18 protein-coding genes are annotated in these 14,825 nt (G+C 65.8%); 10 read left to right on the top strand and 8 right to left on the bottom strand.

What is annotated here, in order from left to right; genetic code table 11:
* Nucleotides 1–62: 62 nt before the first annotated feature.
* The gene (locus ACHQ4I_RS37865) at nucleotides 63–569 is read left to right on the top strand and encodes a GtrA family protein (protein WP_420776735.1); all 507 of its coding nucleotides are present in this window, start codon (nucleotides 63–65) and stop codon (nucleotides 567–569) included.
* 16 nt (nucleotides 570–585) lie between these two features.
* Here ACHQ4I_RS37865 and ACHQ4I_RS37860 read toward each other — a convergent pair whose 3' ends face one another.
* The 3 genes from ACHQ4I_RS37860 to ACHQ4I_RS37850 are packed head-to-tail and all read right to left on the bottom strand — an operon-like array spanning nucleotide 586 to nucleotide 2,564.
* The gene (locus tag ACHQ4I_RS37860) at nucleotides 586–1,224 is read right to left on the bottom strand and encodes a Type 1 glutamine amidotransferase-like domain-containing protein (protein ID WP_420776734.1); all 639 of its coding nucleotides are present in this window, start codon (nucleotides 1,222–1,224) and stop codon (nucleotides 586–588) included.
* A 6-nt stretch (nucleotides 1,225–1,230) separates the two neighbouring features.
* On the bottom strand, nucleotides 1,231–2,070 hold the full coding sequence (locus ACHQ4I_RS37855; RefSeq protein WP_420776733.1) for a maleylpyruvate isomerase family mycothiol-dependent enzyme: 840 nt from the start codon (nucleotides 2,068–2,070) through the stop codon (nucleotides 1,231–1,233).
* Nucleotides 2,067–2,564 (bottom strand): HIT family protein, encoded by a 498-nt coding sequence (locus ACHQ4I_RS37850; protein WP_420776732.1) that lies wholly within the window; start codon nucleotides 2,562–2,564, stop codon nucleotides 2,067–2,069. The genes ACHQ4I_RS37855 and ACHQ4I_RS37850 overlap by 4 nt, the downstream gene beginning before the upstream one ends.
* 394 nt (nucleotides 2,565–2,958) lie before the next feature.
* On the opposite strand from ACHQ4I_RS37850, the gene ACHQ4I_RS37845 reads away from it, so the two are divergent.
* From ACHQ4I_RS37845 to ACHQ4I_RS37835, 3 genes are read left to right on the top strand one after another with little or no spacing between them, the layout of a single operon-like run.
* The gene (locus tag ACHQ4I_RS37845) at nucleotides 2,959–4,077 is read left to right on the top strand and encodes a Re/Si-specific NAD(P)(+) transhydrogenase subunit alpha (RefSeq protein ID WP_420776731.1); all 1,119 of its coding nucleotides are present in this window, start codon (nucleotides 2,959–2,961) and stop codon (nucleotides 4,075–4,077) included.
* Nucleotides 4,077–4,391 carry an NAD(P) transhydrogenase subunit alpha part 2 gene (locus ACHQ4I_RS37840; RefSeq protein ID WP_420776730.1) on the top strand — a complete coding sequence of 105 codons (315 nt, stop codon included), beginning with the start codon at nucleotides 4,077–4,079 and terminating at the stop codon, nucleotides 4,389–4,391. The genes ACHQ4I_RS37845 and ACHQ4I_RS37840 overlap by 1 nt, the downstream gene beginning before the upstream one ends.
* Nucleotides 4,391–5,821 carry an NAD(P)(+) transhydrogenase (Re/Si-specific) subunit beta gene (locus tag ACHQ4I_RS37835; RefSeq protein ID WP_420776729.1) on the top strand — a complete coding sequence of 477 codons (1,431 nt, stop codon included), beginning with the start codon at nucleotides 4,391–4,393 and terminating at the stop codon, nucleotides 5,819–5,821. Before ACHQ4I_RS37840 ends, ACHQ4I_RS37835 begins: the two co-directional genes overlap by 1 nt.
* A gap of 82 nt (nucleotides 5,822–5,903) precedes the next feature.
* Here the strand turns inward: ACHQ4I_RS37835 and ACHQ4I_RS37830 are convergent, their stop codons facing one another.
* Both ACHQ4I_RS37830 and ACHQ4I_RS37825 read right to left on the bottom strand, forming a co-directional pair.
* Entirely contained in the window at nucleotides 5,904–6,143 is a 240-nt protein-coding gene (locus ACHQ4I_RS37830; protein ID WP_420776728.1) for a hypothetical protein, read from the bottom strand.
* Between the two features lie 34 nt (nucleotides 6,144–6,177).
* On the bottom strand, nucleotides 6,178–6,717 hold the full coding sequence (locus ACHQ4I_RS37825) for a TetR/AcrR family transcriptional regulator (RefSeq protein WP_420776727.1): 540 nt from the start codon (nucleotides 6,715–6,717) through the stop codon (nucleotides 6,178–6,180).
* A gap of 90 nt (nucleotides 6,718–6,807) precedes the next feature.
* Between ACHQ4I_RS37825 and ACHQ4I_RS37820 the strand changes: the two genes are divergently transcribed.
* Nucleotides 6,808–7,740 (top strand): TIGR03620 family F420-dependent LLM class oxidoreductase, encoded by a 933-nt coding sequence (locus tag ACHQ4I_RS37820; RefSeq protein ID WP_420776726.1) that lies wholly within the window; start codon nucleotides 6,808–6,810, stop codon nucleotides 7,738–7,740.
* Nucleotides 7,741–7,769: 29 nt separating this feature from the next.
* On the opposite strand, the gene ACHQ4I_RS37815 is transcribed toward ACHQ4I_RS37820, so the two are convergent.
* Both ACHQ4I_RS37815 and ACHQ4I_RS37810 read right to left on the bottom strand, forming a co-directional pair.
* On the bottom strand, nucleotides 7,770–9,107 hold the full coding sequence (locus tag ACHQ4I_RS37815) for an MFS transporter (RefSeq protein ID WP_420776725.1): 1,338 nt from the start codon (nucleotides 9,105–9,107) through the stop codon (nucleotides 7,770–7,772).
* Nucleotides 9,108–9,324: 217 nt separating this feature from the next.
* A complete protein-coding gene (locus tag ACHQ4I_RS37810; RefSeq protein ID WP_420776724.1) occupies nucleotides 9,325–10,173 on the bottom strand; it encodes an SDR family oxidoreductase in 849 nt (282 codons plus the stop codon).
* Nucleotides 10,174–10,253: 80 nt separating this feature from the next.
* Between ACHQ4I_RS37810 and ACHQ4I_RS37805 the strand changes: the two genes are divergently transcribed.
* From ACHQ4I_RS37805 to ACHQ4I_RS37795, 3 genes are read left to right on the top strand one after another with little or no spacing between them, the layout of a single operon-like run.
* Nucleotides 10,254–11,213, top strand: coding sequence for an AraC family transcriptional regulator (locus ACHQ4I_RS37805; protein ID WP_420776723.1), 960 nt, complete (start codon nucleotides 10,254–10,256; stop codon nucleotides 11,211–11,213).
* 26 nt (nucleotides 11,214–11,239) lie between these two features.
* Nucleotides 11,240–11,632, top strand: coding sequence for an acyl-CoA thioesterase (locus ACHQ4I_RS37800; RefSeq protein ID WP_420777073.1), 393 nt, complete (start codon nucleotides 11,240–11,242; stop codon nucleotides 11,630–11,632).
* A 40-nt stretch (nucleotides 11,633–11,672) separates the two neighbouring features.
* Nucleotides 11,673–11,894, top strand: coding sequence for a type II toxin-antitoxin system HicB family antitoxin (locus ACHQ4I_RS37795; protein ID WP_420776722.1), 222 nt, complete (start codon nucleotides 11,673–11,675; stop codon nucleotides 11,892–11,894).
* A gap of 207 nt (nucleotides 11,895–12,101) precedes the next feature.
* Here ACHQ4I_RS37795 and ACHQ4I_RS37790 read toward each other — a convergent pair whose 3' ends face one another.
* Nucleotides 12,102–12,596 carry an Lrp/AsnC family transcriptional regulator gene (locus ACHQ4I_RS37790; protein WP_420776721.1) on the bottom strand — a complete coding sequence of 165 codons (495 nt, stop codon included), beginning with the start codon at nucleotides 12,594–12,596 and terminating at the stop codon, nucleotides 12,102–12,104.
* 146 nt (nucleotides 12,597–12,742) lie between these two features.
* Between ACHQ4I_RS37790 and pdhA the strand changes: the two genes are divergently transcribed.
* Both pdhA and ACHQ4I_RS37780 read left to right on the top strand, forming a co-directional pair.
* A complete protein-coding gene (pdhA, locus tag ACHQ4I_RS37785) occupies nucleotides 12,743–13,855 on the top strand; it encodes a pyruvate dehydrogenase (acetyl-transferring) E1 component subunit alpha (protein WP_420776720.1) in 1,113 nt (370 codons plus the stop codon).
* A complete protein-coding gene (locus ACHQ4I_RS37780) occupies nucleotides 13,852–14,823 on the top strand; it encodes an alpha-ketoacid dehydrogenase subunit beta (RefSeq protein ID WP_420776719.1) in 972 nt (323 codons plus the stop codon). Before pdhA ends, ACHQ4I_RS37780 begins: the two co-directional genes overlap by 4 nt.
* Nucleotides 14,824–14,825: the final 2 nt, after the last annotated feature.

The following is a 14,825-nucleotide window of genomic DNA, read 5'->3' as shown; positions in this document are numbered from 1 at the left end:
CTCGAGGGCGCGGTTTGCCCGGTGATCACTTGGTAGTCACTTGCGGGTGGCACGCTGGCCGCGTGACGAGCACGGACTCCGCGGCGGATCGGTTCACCCGCTGGTGTGCGGGCGTCGTCGCGAGCCTGCCCTGGGGGCTGCATCGCCTCGTGGCCCCGACCCTCCTCGGCTTCGCGTTGATCAACGGATTCACCTTCGGCGTGGATCTGGCGCTGCTCACGGCGTTGCACGGCTGGTGGGGGCTGCCGGTCTGGCTGTCTGTCACGGTGGCCTACATCTGCGCGTTCGGACTGAGCTTCGTGCTCAATCGCAGCTTCAACTTCCACTCGCACGCACCCGTCGGCAGGCAAGCCGCGGTCTATGTGGCGGTTGTCGTGATCAACTACCTCGCCTTCATCCTCGGCGTCGGCAGCGGCCTGGCCGCGCTCGGCCTCGAGTACCACCTGTCGCGCCTGTTCGCGGGGGCTTGCGAGGCGGTCTACATGTACAGCGCCATGCGCTGGGTGGTGTTCCGCGGTCGCGAGACGGTGCGGCCGGAACCCGAGCTCGCCCGTGAGGCCACGTCCTAGCCTGCGTATTCGCTGACTACCGCAGCACCTCTGTTCGGTCGCCGTCGACCACGACGACGTCATCGTCGGTCAGCGCCCAGTGTGGGATGCCCTCGGCCCGATAGCGGGCGGCCAATAACGCGGACGCCCCATCCGGGTCGGTCGCGGATTCCAGATGCGGCACGATCCGGTGATCGACCAAACCCAGTCCGTCCCACACTGGTTCGATGCCACAGGCGGGCGCGACCTCGGCGGGATCATCGCTCGATTCCAGGCCGTGCAGATCCGGGGTGAGCAGGCACGCGCCAGCGCTGTATCCGGCGTACACCAGCGCGTCGGCGGCGAGCAGTTTCGGCAGTACGAAATCGGCTCCGCTGCGGGCGAATTGGGCGCGCAGCACGAAGGTATTGCCGCCACGCACCCACACCAATGGGTATTCGGTCAGGGCAGCCTCCAATTCGGTTGCACGCCCGACGAAATCGCGCAGATCCAGCACATCGGGGGAGTAGCCGAGCTTGCGCAGCGGGGTCACATCGCTGGCGACCGCGCCCGCCCAGGCCGCAGGCCAGGCGTCACATGCGTTGGGAATCACCGCGACTCGGCCCGGCTCGCCGACGAGCGCGGCGAGCCGGTCGTAGTGCGCGCCGAATCGGTAGCTGGACAGGAACAGTCGCACCGAGGCTCAGATGGTGAATGCCAGATTGCGGACCAGGCGGTTGCCGAGTTCCTCGTCACCGGAGATGGTGAACTCGCCCTCGTGCGCGTCCGCGGTAGTGCGTCCGCCGCGCAGTCGGGCGAACAGGCCGGAGTCCATGCCGACCACCACGGTGGCTGGCGCGTCCAGGGTTTCGACGATATTGGCCCGGCCGTCCACCGCGACGTGCAGCGTCCGGGGCAATGGGCCGGTCAGCTCGAAGGTGATGCGGGATCCATCCGGCGCCTGCGCACCCTTGGCCACCGCCCGGCCGATGGAGGGGGTGAGTTCGGCGAACGCCCGCTCGGCGCGCGGCCCGCCCTCATCGACGGAAACGCCGAGCCCGTCGGCGATATCGAGTTCGTGCATCCAGCAGTCGAACAGCCGCACCAGCATGAACCGGCCGTAGCTGACCTTGCCGATCGGCGATACGGTCTCGGCCTGCCATTGCGCGTCATCGAGGCTCGCCAGGGCCGCGCGCCTGCGTTCGATGACATCGCGGTACAGCGCAAGCAGCCGCCTACCCGACAGCGGCCGCAGCCGATCGACCCAGATCTCGTTGAGCACACCGGTTTCGTTGCGCACATGCGGCAGCGTGGTGACATCGGTCTTGGGCCGGATCGGATCGTGCGCGGGCGGGCGCTCGCCGAGCAGCCACGATTCGGTGCCGACGACATGGGCGACCACATCGAACAACGACCAGCCCGGCAGCGGAGACGGTGCGCGCCAGCGCTCTTCGTCCAGATCGGCGACCAGCGCCGCGATCGCATCCCATTGTTCCGACAGCAGGCTGGTCAGCTCGGCCCGGTCCAGGGTCGGGGCGGTCATCCTCGTGGTCCTTCCTCATCTGATCGACCAGGCCCGGGTCGTCGGGACTCGGTGCTCGTCTCGTCGTCGTTGTCCAATGCCGATATCCCGGCCCGGATGGCGGCGGCGGTGGATTGCGGATCGTGCGGACGCCGCAGCAGTAGCCCGGCGGCGAAGCTCAATTTGTCGCCGTGTCGGCGCGGGATCACATGCAGGTGGACGTGCGGGACGGTCTGGAAGGCCGCGGTGCCGTCATTGAGCACCAGGTTCGCGCCGTCGGCGGCCAGATCGCTGCGCCGGATCGCCAGCGCCAGCCGGTGTCCCGCGCGGAAAATATGGGCACCCAATTCGGCGTCCAGATCCGCCAATTCGGCGGCGTGCCGCTTCGGGACGACCAGGGTGTGGCCGCGGGCAATGGGACGAATGTCCAGGAACGCGCACAGCGTGTCGTCCTCGTAGACCTTGGTCGCCGGGGCCTCGCCCGCCGCGATGCGGCAGAACACGCAGTCGTTCACACGCCGACCATACGGCGTACGACCCAACGATGACAGCCTCGGGCATGATGCACGTCACTCCGCGCGGGTATTGCGTCCCACGGACCAGGATTCGAACCTGAGGGTTAGTAATGGACCTCTACGTTCGCTCTTGTGGTCCTCACCTGCGAAGACAACCATCGAAACCAATAAAGCCCTGATCAACCGCGTGTGCCGGAGGTGCCCACCATGTCCGTTCCTACGCCGCGAATCCGACATAACGGCGGAATCCGGCCGCAACTTGTGACCGTCATCTCAGCTACGCTCACCGCGAGCCGGGTACAGTTGCGAGGATTTGGGCGAACTTACTCCGTAGTAACATCGTCCGGCCGTCGACCGGTTGCTTGAAGCTCAGCCAGAGAAGGAAGTCTGACAAGTGGAGACAACGCAGAGCGCGGGCGAGCAGTCGCCGCGCGGAGCGCGTGTCGGAGTCGTTCGCGAGTCAAACGCGGGCGAGCGGCGCGTCGCATTGGTGCCGAAGATCATCCCCAGCCTGCTGAAGCAGGGTGTGGAAGTGGTGGTCGAAGCGGGTGCCGGGCTCGGCGCGCTCATTCCGGACGCGGCCTATGCAGATGCGGGCGCGACCATCGGTGATCCGTGGTCGGCCGATGTGGTCGTGAAGGTGGCTCCGCCCAGTGACGCCGAGGTGGCGAAGCTGGCCAGCGGACAGACCCTGATCGGCTTCCTCGCGCCCCGCAATGCCGACAACCAGATTGCCGCGCTGAAATCGGCCGGGGTGCAAGCCTTCGCCGTGGAGGCGATTCCGCGGATTTCGCGCGCCCAGGTGATGGATGCGCTGTCATCGCAAGCCAACGTTTCGGGCTACAAGGCCGTCCTGCTGGCGGCGTCGGAATCGACGCGGTTCTTCCCGATGCTGACCACCGCGGCGGGCACGGTGAAGCCCGCGACCGTGCTGGTGCTCGGCGTCGGTGTCGCGGGTCTGCAGGCACTGGCCACGGCCAAGCGTCTCGGTGGCCGGACCACCGGTTACGACGTGCGACCCGAGGTCGCCGATCAGGTGCGGTCGGTGGGTGCGCAGTGGCTGGATCTGGGTATCGACGCCGCCGGTGAGGGCGGGTACGCCCGCGAGCTCACCGACGAGGAGAAGGCCAAGCAGCAGCAGGCCCTGGAGGATGCGATCAAGGGCTTCGACGTGGTGATCACCACCGCGCTGGTGCCCGGGCGCCCCGCGCCGCGGCTGGTCACCGCCGCGGCGGTCGAGGGCATGAAGCCCGGCAGCGTGATCGTGGATCTGGCCGGTGAGACCGGCGGCAACTGCGAACTCACCGAACCCGGTGAGACCGTGGTCAAGCACGAGGTGACCATCGCCTCGCCGCTGAACCTGCCCGCGACCATGCCCGAGCATGCCTCGGAGTTGTACTCGAAAAATATTGCGGCACTGCTGGAACTGATGTTGGTCGACGGGAAGCTCGCGCCCGACTTCGGTGATCAGGTGCTCGCGGACTCCTGTGTTACTCGTGAGGTGGATGCCTGATGTACACCGAACTGCTGGCGAATATCGCGATCCTGGTGCTGTCCGGGTTCGTCGGTTTCGCCGTGATCTCCAAGGTGCCCAACACCCTGCACACGCCATTGATGTCGGGTACCAACGCAATTCACGGCATCGTCGTGCTGGGTGCGTTGGTGACCCTTGGCAATATCGAGAATCCCTCGATCCTGACCCAGATCATCCTGTTCGTCGCCGTTGTATTCGGAACGCTGAACGTCATCGGTGGTTTCGTGGTGACCGACCGGATGCTCGGGATGTTCAAGGGTAAGAAAGCCGCACCGGTTAAGGCGGATCAGTGATGCATACCTTCGACAATGTGACCTATCTGGTCAACGGGCTCTACATCATCGCCTTCGGCATGTTCATCTACGGTCTGATGGGGTTGACCGGCCCGAAGACCGCGGTGCGCGGCAACCTGATCGCCGCGGCGGGCATGGTGATCGCCGTTGTGGCGACACTGATCTCGATCCGCCACACCTCCAACTGGATCCTGATCGTCGCCGGTCTGGTCGTCGGTGTCGCGCTCGGCGTGCCGCCCGCGAAGTTCACCAAGATGACCGCGATGCCGCAGTTGGTGGCCGCGTTCAATGGTGTCGGCGGTGGCACGGTCGCGTTGATCGCGTGGTCGGAATTCATCAACTCGCAAGGCTTTTCGCACTTCGATGAAGAGCCCACCGTGCACATCGTGATCGGATCGCTGTTCGCGGCGATCATCGGTTCGGTGTCGTTCTGGGGATCGCTGATCGCCTTCGGCAAGCTGCAGGAGATCCTGCCCGGGCGTCCGATCGGGATCGGCAAACTCCAGCAGCCGCTGAATCTGCTGCTGCTCGCCGGTGCGATCGCGGCGGCGGTGGTGATCGGTATCGGTGCCACCAATGACGGTGTGCCGCAGTACTGGATGATCGCGGTGCTCGTGTTGGCCGGTGTGCTCGGTCTGATGGTTGTGCTGCCCATCGGTGGCGCGGATATGCCGGTGGTCATTTCGCTGTTGAACGCGTTGACCGGTTTGTCGGCTGCCGCAGCGGGTTTGGCGTTGAACAACACCGCCATGATCGTGGCGGGCATGATCGTCGGCGCGTCCGGCACCATCCTGACCAACCTGATCGCCAAGGCGATGAACCGGTCCATCCCGGCGATCGTCGCGGGTGGATTCGGTGGCGGCGGAACCGCTCCCGGCGCTTCCGGTGGTGAGCAGAAGCAGGCCAAGGCGACCAGCGCCGCGGATGCCGCGATCCAGATGGCGTATGCCAACCAGGTCATCGTGGTCCCCGGTTACGGTATGGCCGTGGCCCAGGCACAGCACGCGGTCAAGGAAATGGCCTCCCTGTTGGAAGCCAAGGGTGTCGAGGTCAAATACGCCATCCATCCCGTCGCGGGTCGCATGCCCGGCCACATGAATGTGCTGCTGGCCGAGGCCGAGGTCTCCTATGACGCGCTCAAGGAAATGGACGACATCAACGGCGAATTCTCCCGCACCGATGTGGCTTTGGTGATCGGCGCCAACGACGTCACCAACCCCGCCGCCCGCGAGGACTCCTCCAGCCCGATCTACGGCATGCCGGTGCTCAACGTCGACCAGGCCAAGAGCGTGATCGTGCTGAAGCGCTCGATGAACTCCGGCTTCGCCGGCATCGACAACCCGCTGTTCTACGCCGACCACACCTCCATGCTCTTCGGCGATGCGAAGAAGTCGGTAGGCGCGGTCACCGAGGAACTGAAGGCTCTGTAACTCGCTGCAGTGCTGTAACTTTCAAAGCAACGGCCCTCTGTTCGCTACGGACAGGGGGCCGTTCGCTATCCAGCACTTGCCCCTATCGCAAGTGCCGTTCGCGCGCTTCGATCGCATCCTTGGCCTGCTTCAGGCTGCTACCCGGGTTGAGGTCGCGATAGAGCTTGATGGCGTGGATCTTTCTGCCCTGCCGGATGAGTGCGTCGATTTCGTAATAGGGGGACGCCGGTTCGGGACCGGGGAGACCGAGGTGCTTCATGATCATGTCGAGCTTGCGTTCGAGGTGATCGATCCTGCGCTCGAGCCTGTTGTTGTCGAACATCTCTCGAACTTACCGATGCCGCTGGGGCGTGGCGCTATTCGCTCGCACAGCGCAGTGCGTCCATGACGAGGCCGAGCAGGCGAGCGGGTTGGTCGGGGTCGGCGCCATGACGTGCTGCGAGGGCAATGCCCGCGACCAGTTGGATGACATCGTCGATAGCGATATCCGCGCGGATGCTGCCGGTGCGTTGTGCTCGGGCGAGTAGGGCGGCACCTGCTCGATGAATGGCCTGCTTACAGTCGAAACCCAGGTCGATCGGTCCGGCCAGGACCGCGCCGCCCAGGCCGTGGTCGGTGCGGGCGTGGACGAGCACGGCTCCCAGCCAGTCGGTGAGCGCCGCGATCGGCTCGGCCGCCGCCAACTTCTCGGCACGCCCGCAGAGCGCCTCGATCCGCTCGCGTAGCACGGCCGCCTGCAGTGCTTGCCGGTTGGGGAAGTGCCGGTAGAGAGTCCCGGGACCGACTCCGGCGCGGCGGGCGATGTCATTGAGTGAGGCCTCGGGGCCGTCCTGGGCGAATGCCGCCGTCGCGGCCTCGAGTACGCGTTCGTAGTTCCGCTGAGCGTCGACCCGCATACGCACCCCTTGTTAACCGGAGAAGTTCTCCGATATCGTACCTTCGGATAACCGGAGAACTTCTCCGTTTGAGAGAGTGGGGAGCGCGGAATGGTGGAGCATGAACTCGGTGGCGTCGGCATCTGGACCTTCGCCTTCGACGGACAACCGGTCGGGCGGGTGCGCGATGCCGCCGCCGAAATAGAGGAATTGGGTTACGGCGCACTGTGGTTCGGTGAGGCATTCGGCCGCGATACGGTCGGGCAGGCGTGGCTGTTGCTCGCAGCGACCGAGCGGATCGTGGTCGCCGCGGGCATTGCCAATGTGGCACTGCGTGATCCGATGGCCATGGCCACGGCTGAGCACGCGCTCGGCGAGGCGTTTCCCGGCCGCTACGTACTCGGGCTCGGCGGCCAGCGGGTCGGCGGCAGAGACATAGCGGCCGGTGGCTACACGGTTCCAGCCGGTGGCAAGCCGCTGGCGTTGATGCGCGGATATCTCGATGCGATGGCCGCTGTTCCGCTGTACGGGCCGACGCCGGACCCCGCGCCGCGACGGGTCCTCGCGGCGCTCGGACCCAAAATGCTGGCCTTGGCCGCCGAACGAACCTGGGGTGCGCATCCCTTTCACGCACCGGTCGAACACACCGCGGACGCTCGGCGGATCATGGGGCCGCAGGCGTTTCTCGGTGTCGAGCAGGTCGTCGTCCTCGATACCGACCGGGCGCGGGCCCGCGAGGTGGCCAGGGCCCATATCGCGGGATATCTCGAATCCGCGCCACATCAGGTGGCCAATCTGCGCCGATCGGGTTTCGGCGACGAGGACATCGTAGGCGGACCGAGTTCGCGATTGGTGGATTCGGTGGTGGCGTATGGGGACGTGGATGTGATCGGCGAGCGCGTTCGCCAGCACCTGGACGCGGGTGCCGATCACGTGTGTTTGCAGGTACTCACCGCCGATCCGATGACGCTGCCCCTTCCGCAGTGGCGCGAACTCGGCACGCTCGCCCGGGATTCGGCATTCGCGCGAGCCGTCATCCAATAGATCTCGAATTGGCGCTCGCGGCTTGGTCGCTAATTCTGCTGTGGGGCAACCACACCGGCGTAGCGGCAGCAGATCAGGACGGCGATGAGGGGGACGACCATGGCGGTGGTGAGGGGGACGACGGTGGTGATCCAGCCGATTATGGAGGGGCCCGCGAGCAGCCCGAGGTAGCCGAGGCTGAAGACTCGGGACATATCGGTCGCCGCCGTGCTGGATCCGAGATTACCTGCGGCGGTGAAGATTTGCGGGATGCCGCCGGAGAGGCCGAGGCCGCACATGGCCCAGCCGAGCAGTGTCAGCGGTACCCAACCAGAGGCCATGATCAGCACCAGTCCGAATGCGGCGATCAGCGTGCCGTAGCGGACGACGGCGACGCGGCCGAAGGCGCCGGCCACCCGGTCGGCGGCGAATCTGCCCGCGGTCATGGTGCAGGAGAAGGCGCCGAATGCCAGTGCGGCGGTGGCATCGTCGACATCGAGATGATCGCGGACCTGTAGGGCGCTCCAGTCGGCGGCGACGCCCTCGGTGAGCAAGAGCGCGAATGCTATCGCGGCCAGCGCGAAGACTTTTCCGGAGCGGTTCTGCGTGATCGCCGGAGCGGCCGCAGGGGTCGACTGTGTGCTTTCGGTGATCGGTCTGGTGGCTTCGGCACCGTGCGATTCGGTTGTTTCACTTGGCATTTCGGATCCACGATCCGGAATGTGATCCTGGCGGTGCGGGCTCGCGCTATCCGGAGTGCGGCTCTGCAGATCTGGGCTCGGCACATCCGGATTCGCTTCGTGCGCAGCCGATCCCGTTTCGACGAGCAACCGCGGCACGAGTGCGGCGGTCACCAGCAACCCGGTCGCCGCCGCGAGCGACAACGTCGAACGCGCATCCCAACCCGCACCCTGAGCAGCCGCGCCCAACAGTGAGCCGAGAAATCCACCACCGGAGAACAACGCGTGGAACGCCGACATGATCGGCCGGCCATAAGCCCGCTCGACGTGCACCGCTTGGGTATTCATCGAAACATCGAGCGCGCCGTTGCCGAAACCGAAGCAGGCCAATGCGATCGCCAGCGTGACCGGCCCGGTCGCCAACCCGGGGCCGAGCACCGACACCGCGGTAATCGCCGCAGCGGCCCCGACCATGGTCCGGCTGCCGAATCGGTCGGCGAGCGGGCCCGCGATGCGCATGCCGACAATGCCCGCACCGGCCAGCATGAGGATGAACATGCCGAGCGTGGAATGCGCGATACCGGTCCGGTCGGTAATGGCCGGGATGTGCACCACCCACATGGCCAGCAGGAAGCCGTTCAGTGCGAATACGACGAATACCGCGGCGCGCGCTATCCGGGTCTGCGGATCAATCGTCGTGGTGGCCACCGATTCGACGGTACCGATTGATCAGCCCGCACGCTGCGGCAATCGGTACCTCGAACCGGCTATCCGAAGACGCGCCGAAGCACGCGACTCCTGGTCGCAGTCATCGGGAACCGCGCGGGGAGCCGGTCCGGGACATCGTCGGCTCGGTCGACCGGCTCCGCGGATCTCGCCATTGAGATCGGCGCCCGCGCGGTGGTCTCTGTAGTTTTCAACTATTTTACGGTCCCTGAATGTTCCAGATTCCGGCAGCTGCCGTCGCATTGGCAAAATCCCGGAAATCTTTCGGTTCCCGCCGCAGCGCCCGCCATACGCCGTCCCCGGTTCTGGAATTTCTACCGTCCAATACGGTGCCGAACAGGTAGTCGAGCAGGCTGACCACATCGACGGGGAGCTGGTATTCGGTCAGTGCCGCAACGAAGTCGGTGCGCGAGATCGGGATGAAGTCGATCGCACGCCCGGTCGCTGCGGCGATCTCGGCGACCGCCTCGGCGAATGTCAACGACCTCGGTCCGGTCAGCTCGTAGATTTCGCCGCGGTGCCCGTCCTCGGTCAGCGCGGCGACGGCGACATCGGCGATATCGTCGGCGTGCACGAACGGTTCCGGCACATCACCATTGGGCAGCGCCACCGCACCGGCGAGGATGTACTCCAGGAACGCGCCCTCGCTGAAGTTCTGGGCGAAGAAACTGCAGCGCACGATGGTCCAGTCGAGGCCCGAGCCCTGAACTATCCGCTCGCACTCCGCCGCCTCCGGCTCACCACGGCCCGAGAGCAGGACGAGCTTGCGCACACCGTTCGCCTTGGCCGCATCGGTGAACGCGCGAATGGTTTCGGGCGCGCCCGGCACCGCCAGATCCGGCTGGAAGGCGATATACACCGCGTCGACACCGAACAGCGCTGGTGTCCAGCTGCCGCGATCGGCCCAGTCGAACGGGATCTCGGCCGCGCGCGATCCGATCCGGACCCGATGACCGGCCTGCCGCAGCCGCGCCGCGACACGGCCGCCGGTCTTGCCCGTACCGCCGGTGACGAGGGTAAGACGCTGGTGCGAGGTGCTATCTGTCATGTTTTCAGTACATCGGCGCTGGCCGCGACGAAACATAGTTCAGCGGCTCGTGATCATGCGTCTGCGTCTACTGTTGACGTGTGGATGCGCTCGCCAGCCTGCTCGAAGGTCCACGCGCCCGAGGTGCGTTCGTCATGTGTTCGCTACTCGACCCGCCATGGTCACTGCGCATCCAGGACAAGGCGCCGCTGACGGTGGTTTCGATGATCCGCGGCACGGCCTGGATCATGACCGATGCGGCGAACAGCAAGCCGCGGCAGGTGGGCGCGGGCGATATCGCGATCTTCCGCGGTCCCGATCCGTATACGGTCGCCGACGATCCGGCCACCGAACCGCAGATCTTCATCGATCCCGGCAATGTCACCAAGACGGCCGACGGTGAAATTCTTTGCGAAACACTGAGTCTCGGCGTGCGTCAGTGGGGGACCGATGCGAACGGCGCCACGCTGATGGTGACCGGCACCTATGAGTCAGCGGGTGCGGCCAGCCAGCGCCTGTTGCGCGCCCTGCCGCCGGTAATCGTGCTGCGCCGCGGCGATTTCGACACCCGGCTGCTCGACATCCTGGTCGACGAGGCCACCAAGGACGAGCCCGCACAGGGCGTCGTGCTGGACCGACTGCTCGATATGGTGCTGATCGGTGCGCTGCGCGCCTGGTTCGCGCGCAATGACGCACCGGCCTGGTACCACGCCTATAGCGATCCGCTGGTCGGCAAGGCCCTGCGTCTGCTGCAACACAATCCGGCGCACGGGTGGACGGTCGCCAGCCTGGCCGAGGCGGTCGGCGTCTCGCGGGCCGCGCTGGCCCGCCGGTTCACCGATCTGGTCGGCGAGCCGCCCATGGCGTTCCTCACCGAGTGGCGTCTCGCACTGGCCGCCGATCTGCTGCAGGAATCCGACGCCACCATCGAATCCATCGCCCGCCAGGTCGGTTACGGCAGTGCGTTCGCCCTGAGTACGGCATTCAAACGCCACTTCGGCGTGAGTCCACGCGACCACCGGCAGGGCACCGCCCCGGCTGAGCTATCGTCGGCCGGGTGACGCAGCAGTATCCAGTCCTCTGGCCGATGCCGACCCGCTGGGCCGACAACGACCACTACGGCCACGTGAACAACGTGACGTACTACTCGTACTTCGACACCGCGGTCAATGCCTGGCTGATGCACGCCACCGGCACGGACATCCGCGAACTGCCCGCCCTCGGCGTAGTCGCCCAGACCTCCTGCCAGTACCACGGCTCTCTCAGCTTCCCGGACCAACTGAAGGTCGGCCTGCGCATCTCCCGCCTCGGCCGCTCCAGCATCACCTACGACCTCGCCATCTTCCGCGAGGACGGCGACGCCCTCGAACTGGCCGCCACCGGCACCTTCGTCCACGTCTACGTCGACAACGAAACCCGCAAGCCCGTCGAAATCCCCGAGATAATCCGCACCGCCGCGACCGCCCTGGTCACTGATTGATCCGCCGCTGGACCAGAAGACATTGTGGGACACTGTTTCCATGGTTGATCAGCGAGTATTGACTGCTGCGGTACACCAGGAAGAGGACTGGTATGTCGCGCAGTGCCTCGAGGTCGATGTCGCCAGTCAGGGGCAGTCGATCGAGGAAGCCCTGAACAATCTCTGTGAAGCAGTTGCGCTGTATCTGGCCGAGGTTCCCGAGCCTCAGCTAACCGCCACGCCACTGGTGACTTCATTCCAGGTTCCCGGCACGGCAGCGTGAGCCCGGCGCTGTCGGACCTTCCGGTGCGGAAGGTCTTGCGGCACGATCAAGCGTGGCACGCTTGCCTCGATCCTCCGGCAGGCCGGAATGACAGCCACCGAATTCCTTGACCTGTTATAAGCCCGTCGGATTCGCGTGGCCTTCAGCGTTGCAGGGACCGCCGATCGAATCGGCTACTGCCGCCGCGGCGTTCGCGATCGGCGGGGATCAGCTGGATCCGGCGAGTCGATCCAGCAGCGGGGCCGTGCGCGGGCCGACCAATTCCCGCATCACCAATGCCATATTCGTGCGTTCCACGCCGGGAATCTTCAATATCTGCCCGGCGATCCGATATAGATCGTCCGCGTCCGTCGCGACCACTCGCACGGTGAGATCGGTCAGCCCGGTCATGCCGCAGACCTCGGTCACTTCCGGCACCTCGGCGAGTTCGTCGACCACCGAATCCAATCGGTGCTGATCGGCGACAACCGCGACGAAGGCCGCCAGCGGGTAGCCGAGTGCCCGCGGTTGCACCCGGCGTTCGAAGCTGGCGAGCACCCCGCTGGACTCCCAGCGCGAAAGCCGCGCCTGTACGGTGTTGCGGGACAGCCCGAGTCTGGTGGCCAGCTCGACGCCGGTCGCGCGTGGATTGGCGACCAGCTCCAGCAATAGCCGCGCGTCGGTGGCGTCCAAGGTCACGTCGGCGGGTTCTCTACTGGTCATACGACGCAGTATGACATCAGATCGCCGTTCAGATTTGGGCATTCTGCTTACTCGCGTGTCGATCGCTTGCGCAGTTCGCCATCTCGTGGATGCTATGTGATATAGGGCACACCCGCCCTGCGCCCACGGTCAGGAGGCGATCCCGAATGACGAGTAAATCCGAGTATCCGGTTCAGTTGGTCCAACCCGACGGCCGCCGCGTGTTCGATCGCGAACATGCCGATCTGATCGCCGACATCGGGCCGGAACAACTGCGCGCCCTCTACACCAACTTGGTCGTGACCCGCCGGATCGACACCGAGGCAACCGCCTTGCAACGCCAGGGTCAGCTCGGACTGTGGGCTCCGATGTTCGGTCAGGAGGCCGCCCAGGTCGGGTCGGCCTACGCGTTGCGCCCCGATGACTACGTCTTCTGCAGCTACCGCGAGCACGCCGTCGCCTACTGCCGCGGCGTCCGTCCCGCCGAACTCACCCGGATGTGGCGCGGGGTCGCGCACTCCTGCTGGGATCCCGGCGCGGTCAATATGACCAACCCGAACATCATCGTCGGCTCGCAGGGCCTGCACGCGACCGGTTACGCCTACGCGGCCCACCTCGACGGCGCGGAAATCGCGACCATCGCCTACTTCGGCGACGGCGCCTCGAGTCAGGGCGATCTCGCCGAGGCGCTGGGCTTCGCCGCGAGCTGGAGCGCGCCGGTCGTGTTCTTCTGTCAGAACAACCACTGGGCGATCAGTTCCCCGGTCCGGATTCAGAGCGCGACACCGATCGCGCGGCGCTCCTACGGATATGGGATTCCGGGCCTACAGGTCGACGGCAACGATGTCCTGGCCGTCCTCGCGGTAACCCGGCAAGCCGCCGCCCGAGCCAGGAACGGTGGCGGCCCATCGTTCATCGAGGCGCTCACCTATCGGATGGGGCCGCACACCACCGCCGACGACCCGACCCGCTACCGCTCCGCCGCCGAGACCGAGGAGTGGGCGCGTCGCGACCCGATCGAGCGGATGCGCAAGCTGCTGGAACGAGAGAACCTGTGGGACGAGGCATTCGAGCGACAGGTCGATGCTCGCGCGGACGAAGTCGCGCACCAGGTGCGCACCGCGACCATCGACATGCCGGATCCGGCACCGACGCAGCTGTTCGATCACGTCTATGCCACCCCGCATCCGCTCATTACCCAAGAGCGGAGCGAGTACGCGGCGTATCTGGCCGGTGATCCCGGCGAGACCGCCGCTCGACCGGAAGGAGCATCCAGATGATCACGACCTTCGCCGCAGCGCTCAATGCCGGGCTGCGACGGGCCATGGACGACGACCCGAAGGTCGTGTTGATGGGCGAGGACATCGGTCGCCTCGGCGGGGTGTTCCGGGTAACCGACACGCTGCAAAAGGATTTCGGGAACAATCGCGTCATCGACACGCCGCTGGCCGAATCCGGCATCGTCGGAACGGCTTTCGGTATGGCTCTGCGCGGCTACCGGCCGGTGTGTGAGATCCAGTTCGACGGATTTGTCTATCCGGCCTTCGACCAGATCGTCTCGCATGTCGCCAAGATCCACTACCGGACGCAGGGAAAGGTGATAGCGCCCATCACGATTCGCATTCCGTTCGGCGGTGGAATCGGTTCGGTGGAGCATCACTCCGAGTCGCCGGAGGCCTATTTCGCCCACACGGCCGGACTGCGGGTGGTGACGCCGAGCAATCCCGAGGATGGGTATTTCATGATCCGCCAGGCGATCGCGCTCGATGATCCGGTGATCTTCTTCGAACCCAAGCGGCGCTATTGGGATAAGGCCGAGGTCGACTTCGACGGCGAGGGATTGCCGCTCGACCGGGCTCGCGTCTGCGTCAATGGTGATGACGCCACCATCGTCGCCTACGGCGGCACCGTCGCTTCCGCCATCACCGCCGCGAAAATCGCTGCCGAGGAGGGGCATTCGCTCGAGGTGATCGATCTGCGCAGTCTCTCGCCGATCGACTTCGACACCATCGAGGCATCGGTGGCCAAGACCGGCCGACTGATCGTGACGCACGAGGCGCCGGTCTTCGCCGGACTCGGCGCCGAGATCGCCGCACGGATCACCGAGCGCTGCTTCTACTACTTGGAGGCACCGGTGCTGCGTGTCGGCGGGTTCGACATCCCCTACCCCCCGGCTAAGCTCGAAAAGCACCACCTGCCCGATCCGGACCGCATCCTCGCCGCGGTCGATCGCTCGCTCGCCGCCTGACT

It is taken from the genome of Nocardia nepalensis (genome assembly GCF_048910785.1).
Classification (GTDB): Bacteria; Actinomycetota; Actinomycetes; order Mycobacteriales; family Mycobacteriaceae; genus Nocardia; species Nocardia nepalensis.
The sequence above is the reverse complement of the archived record's forward strand: the minus strand, read 5'-3'. Positions and strand labels throughout refer to the sequence as shown.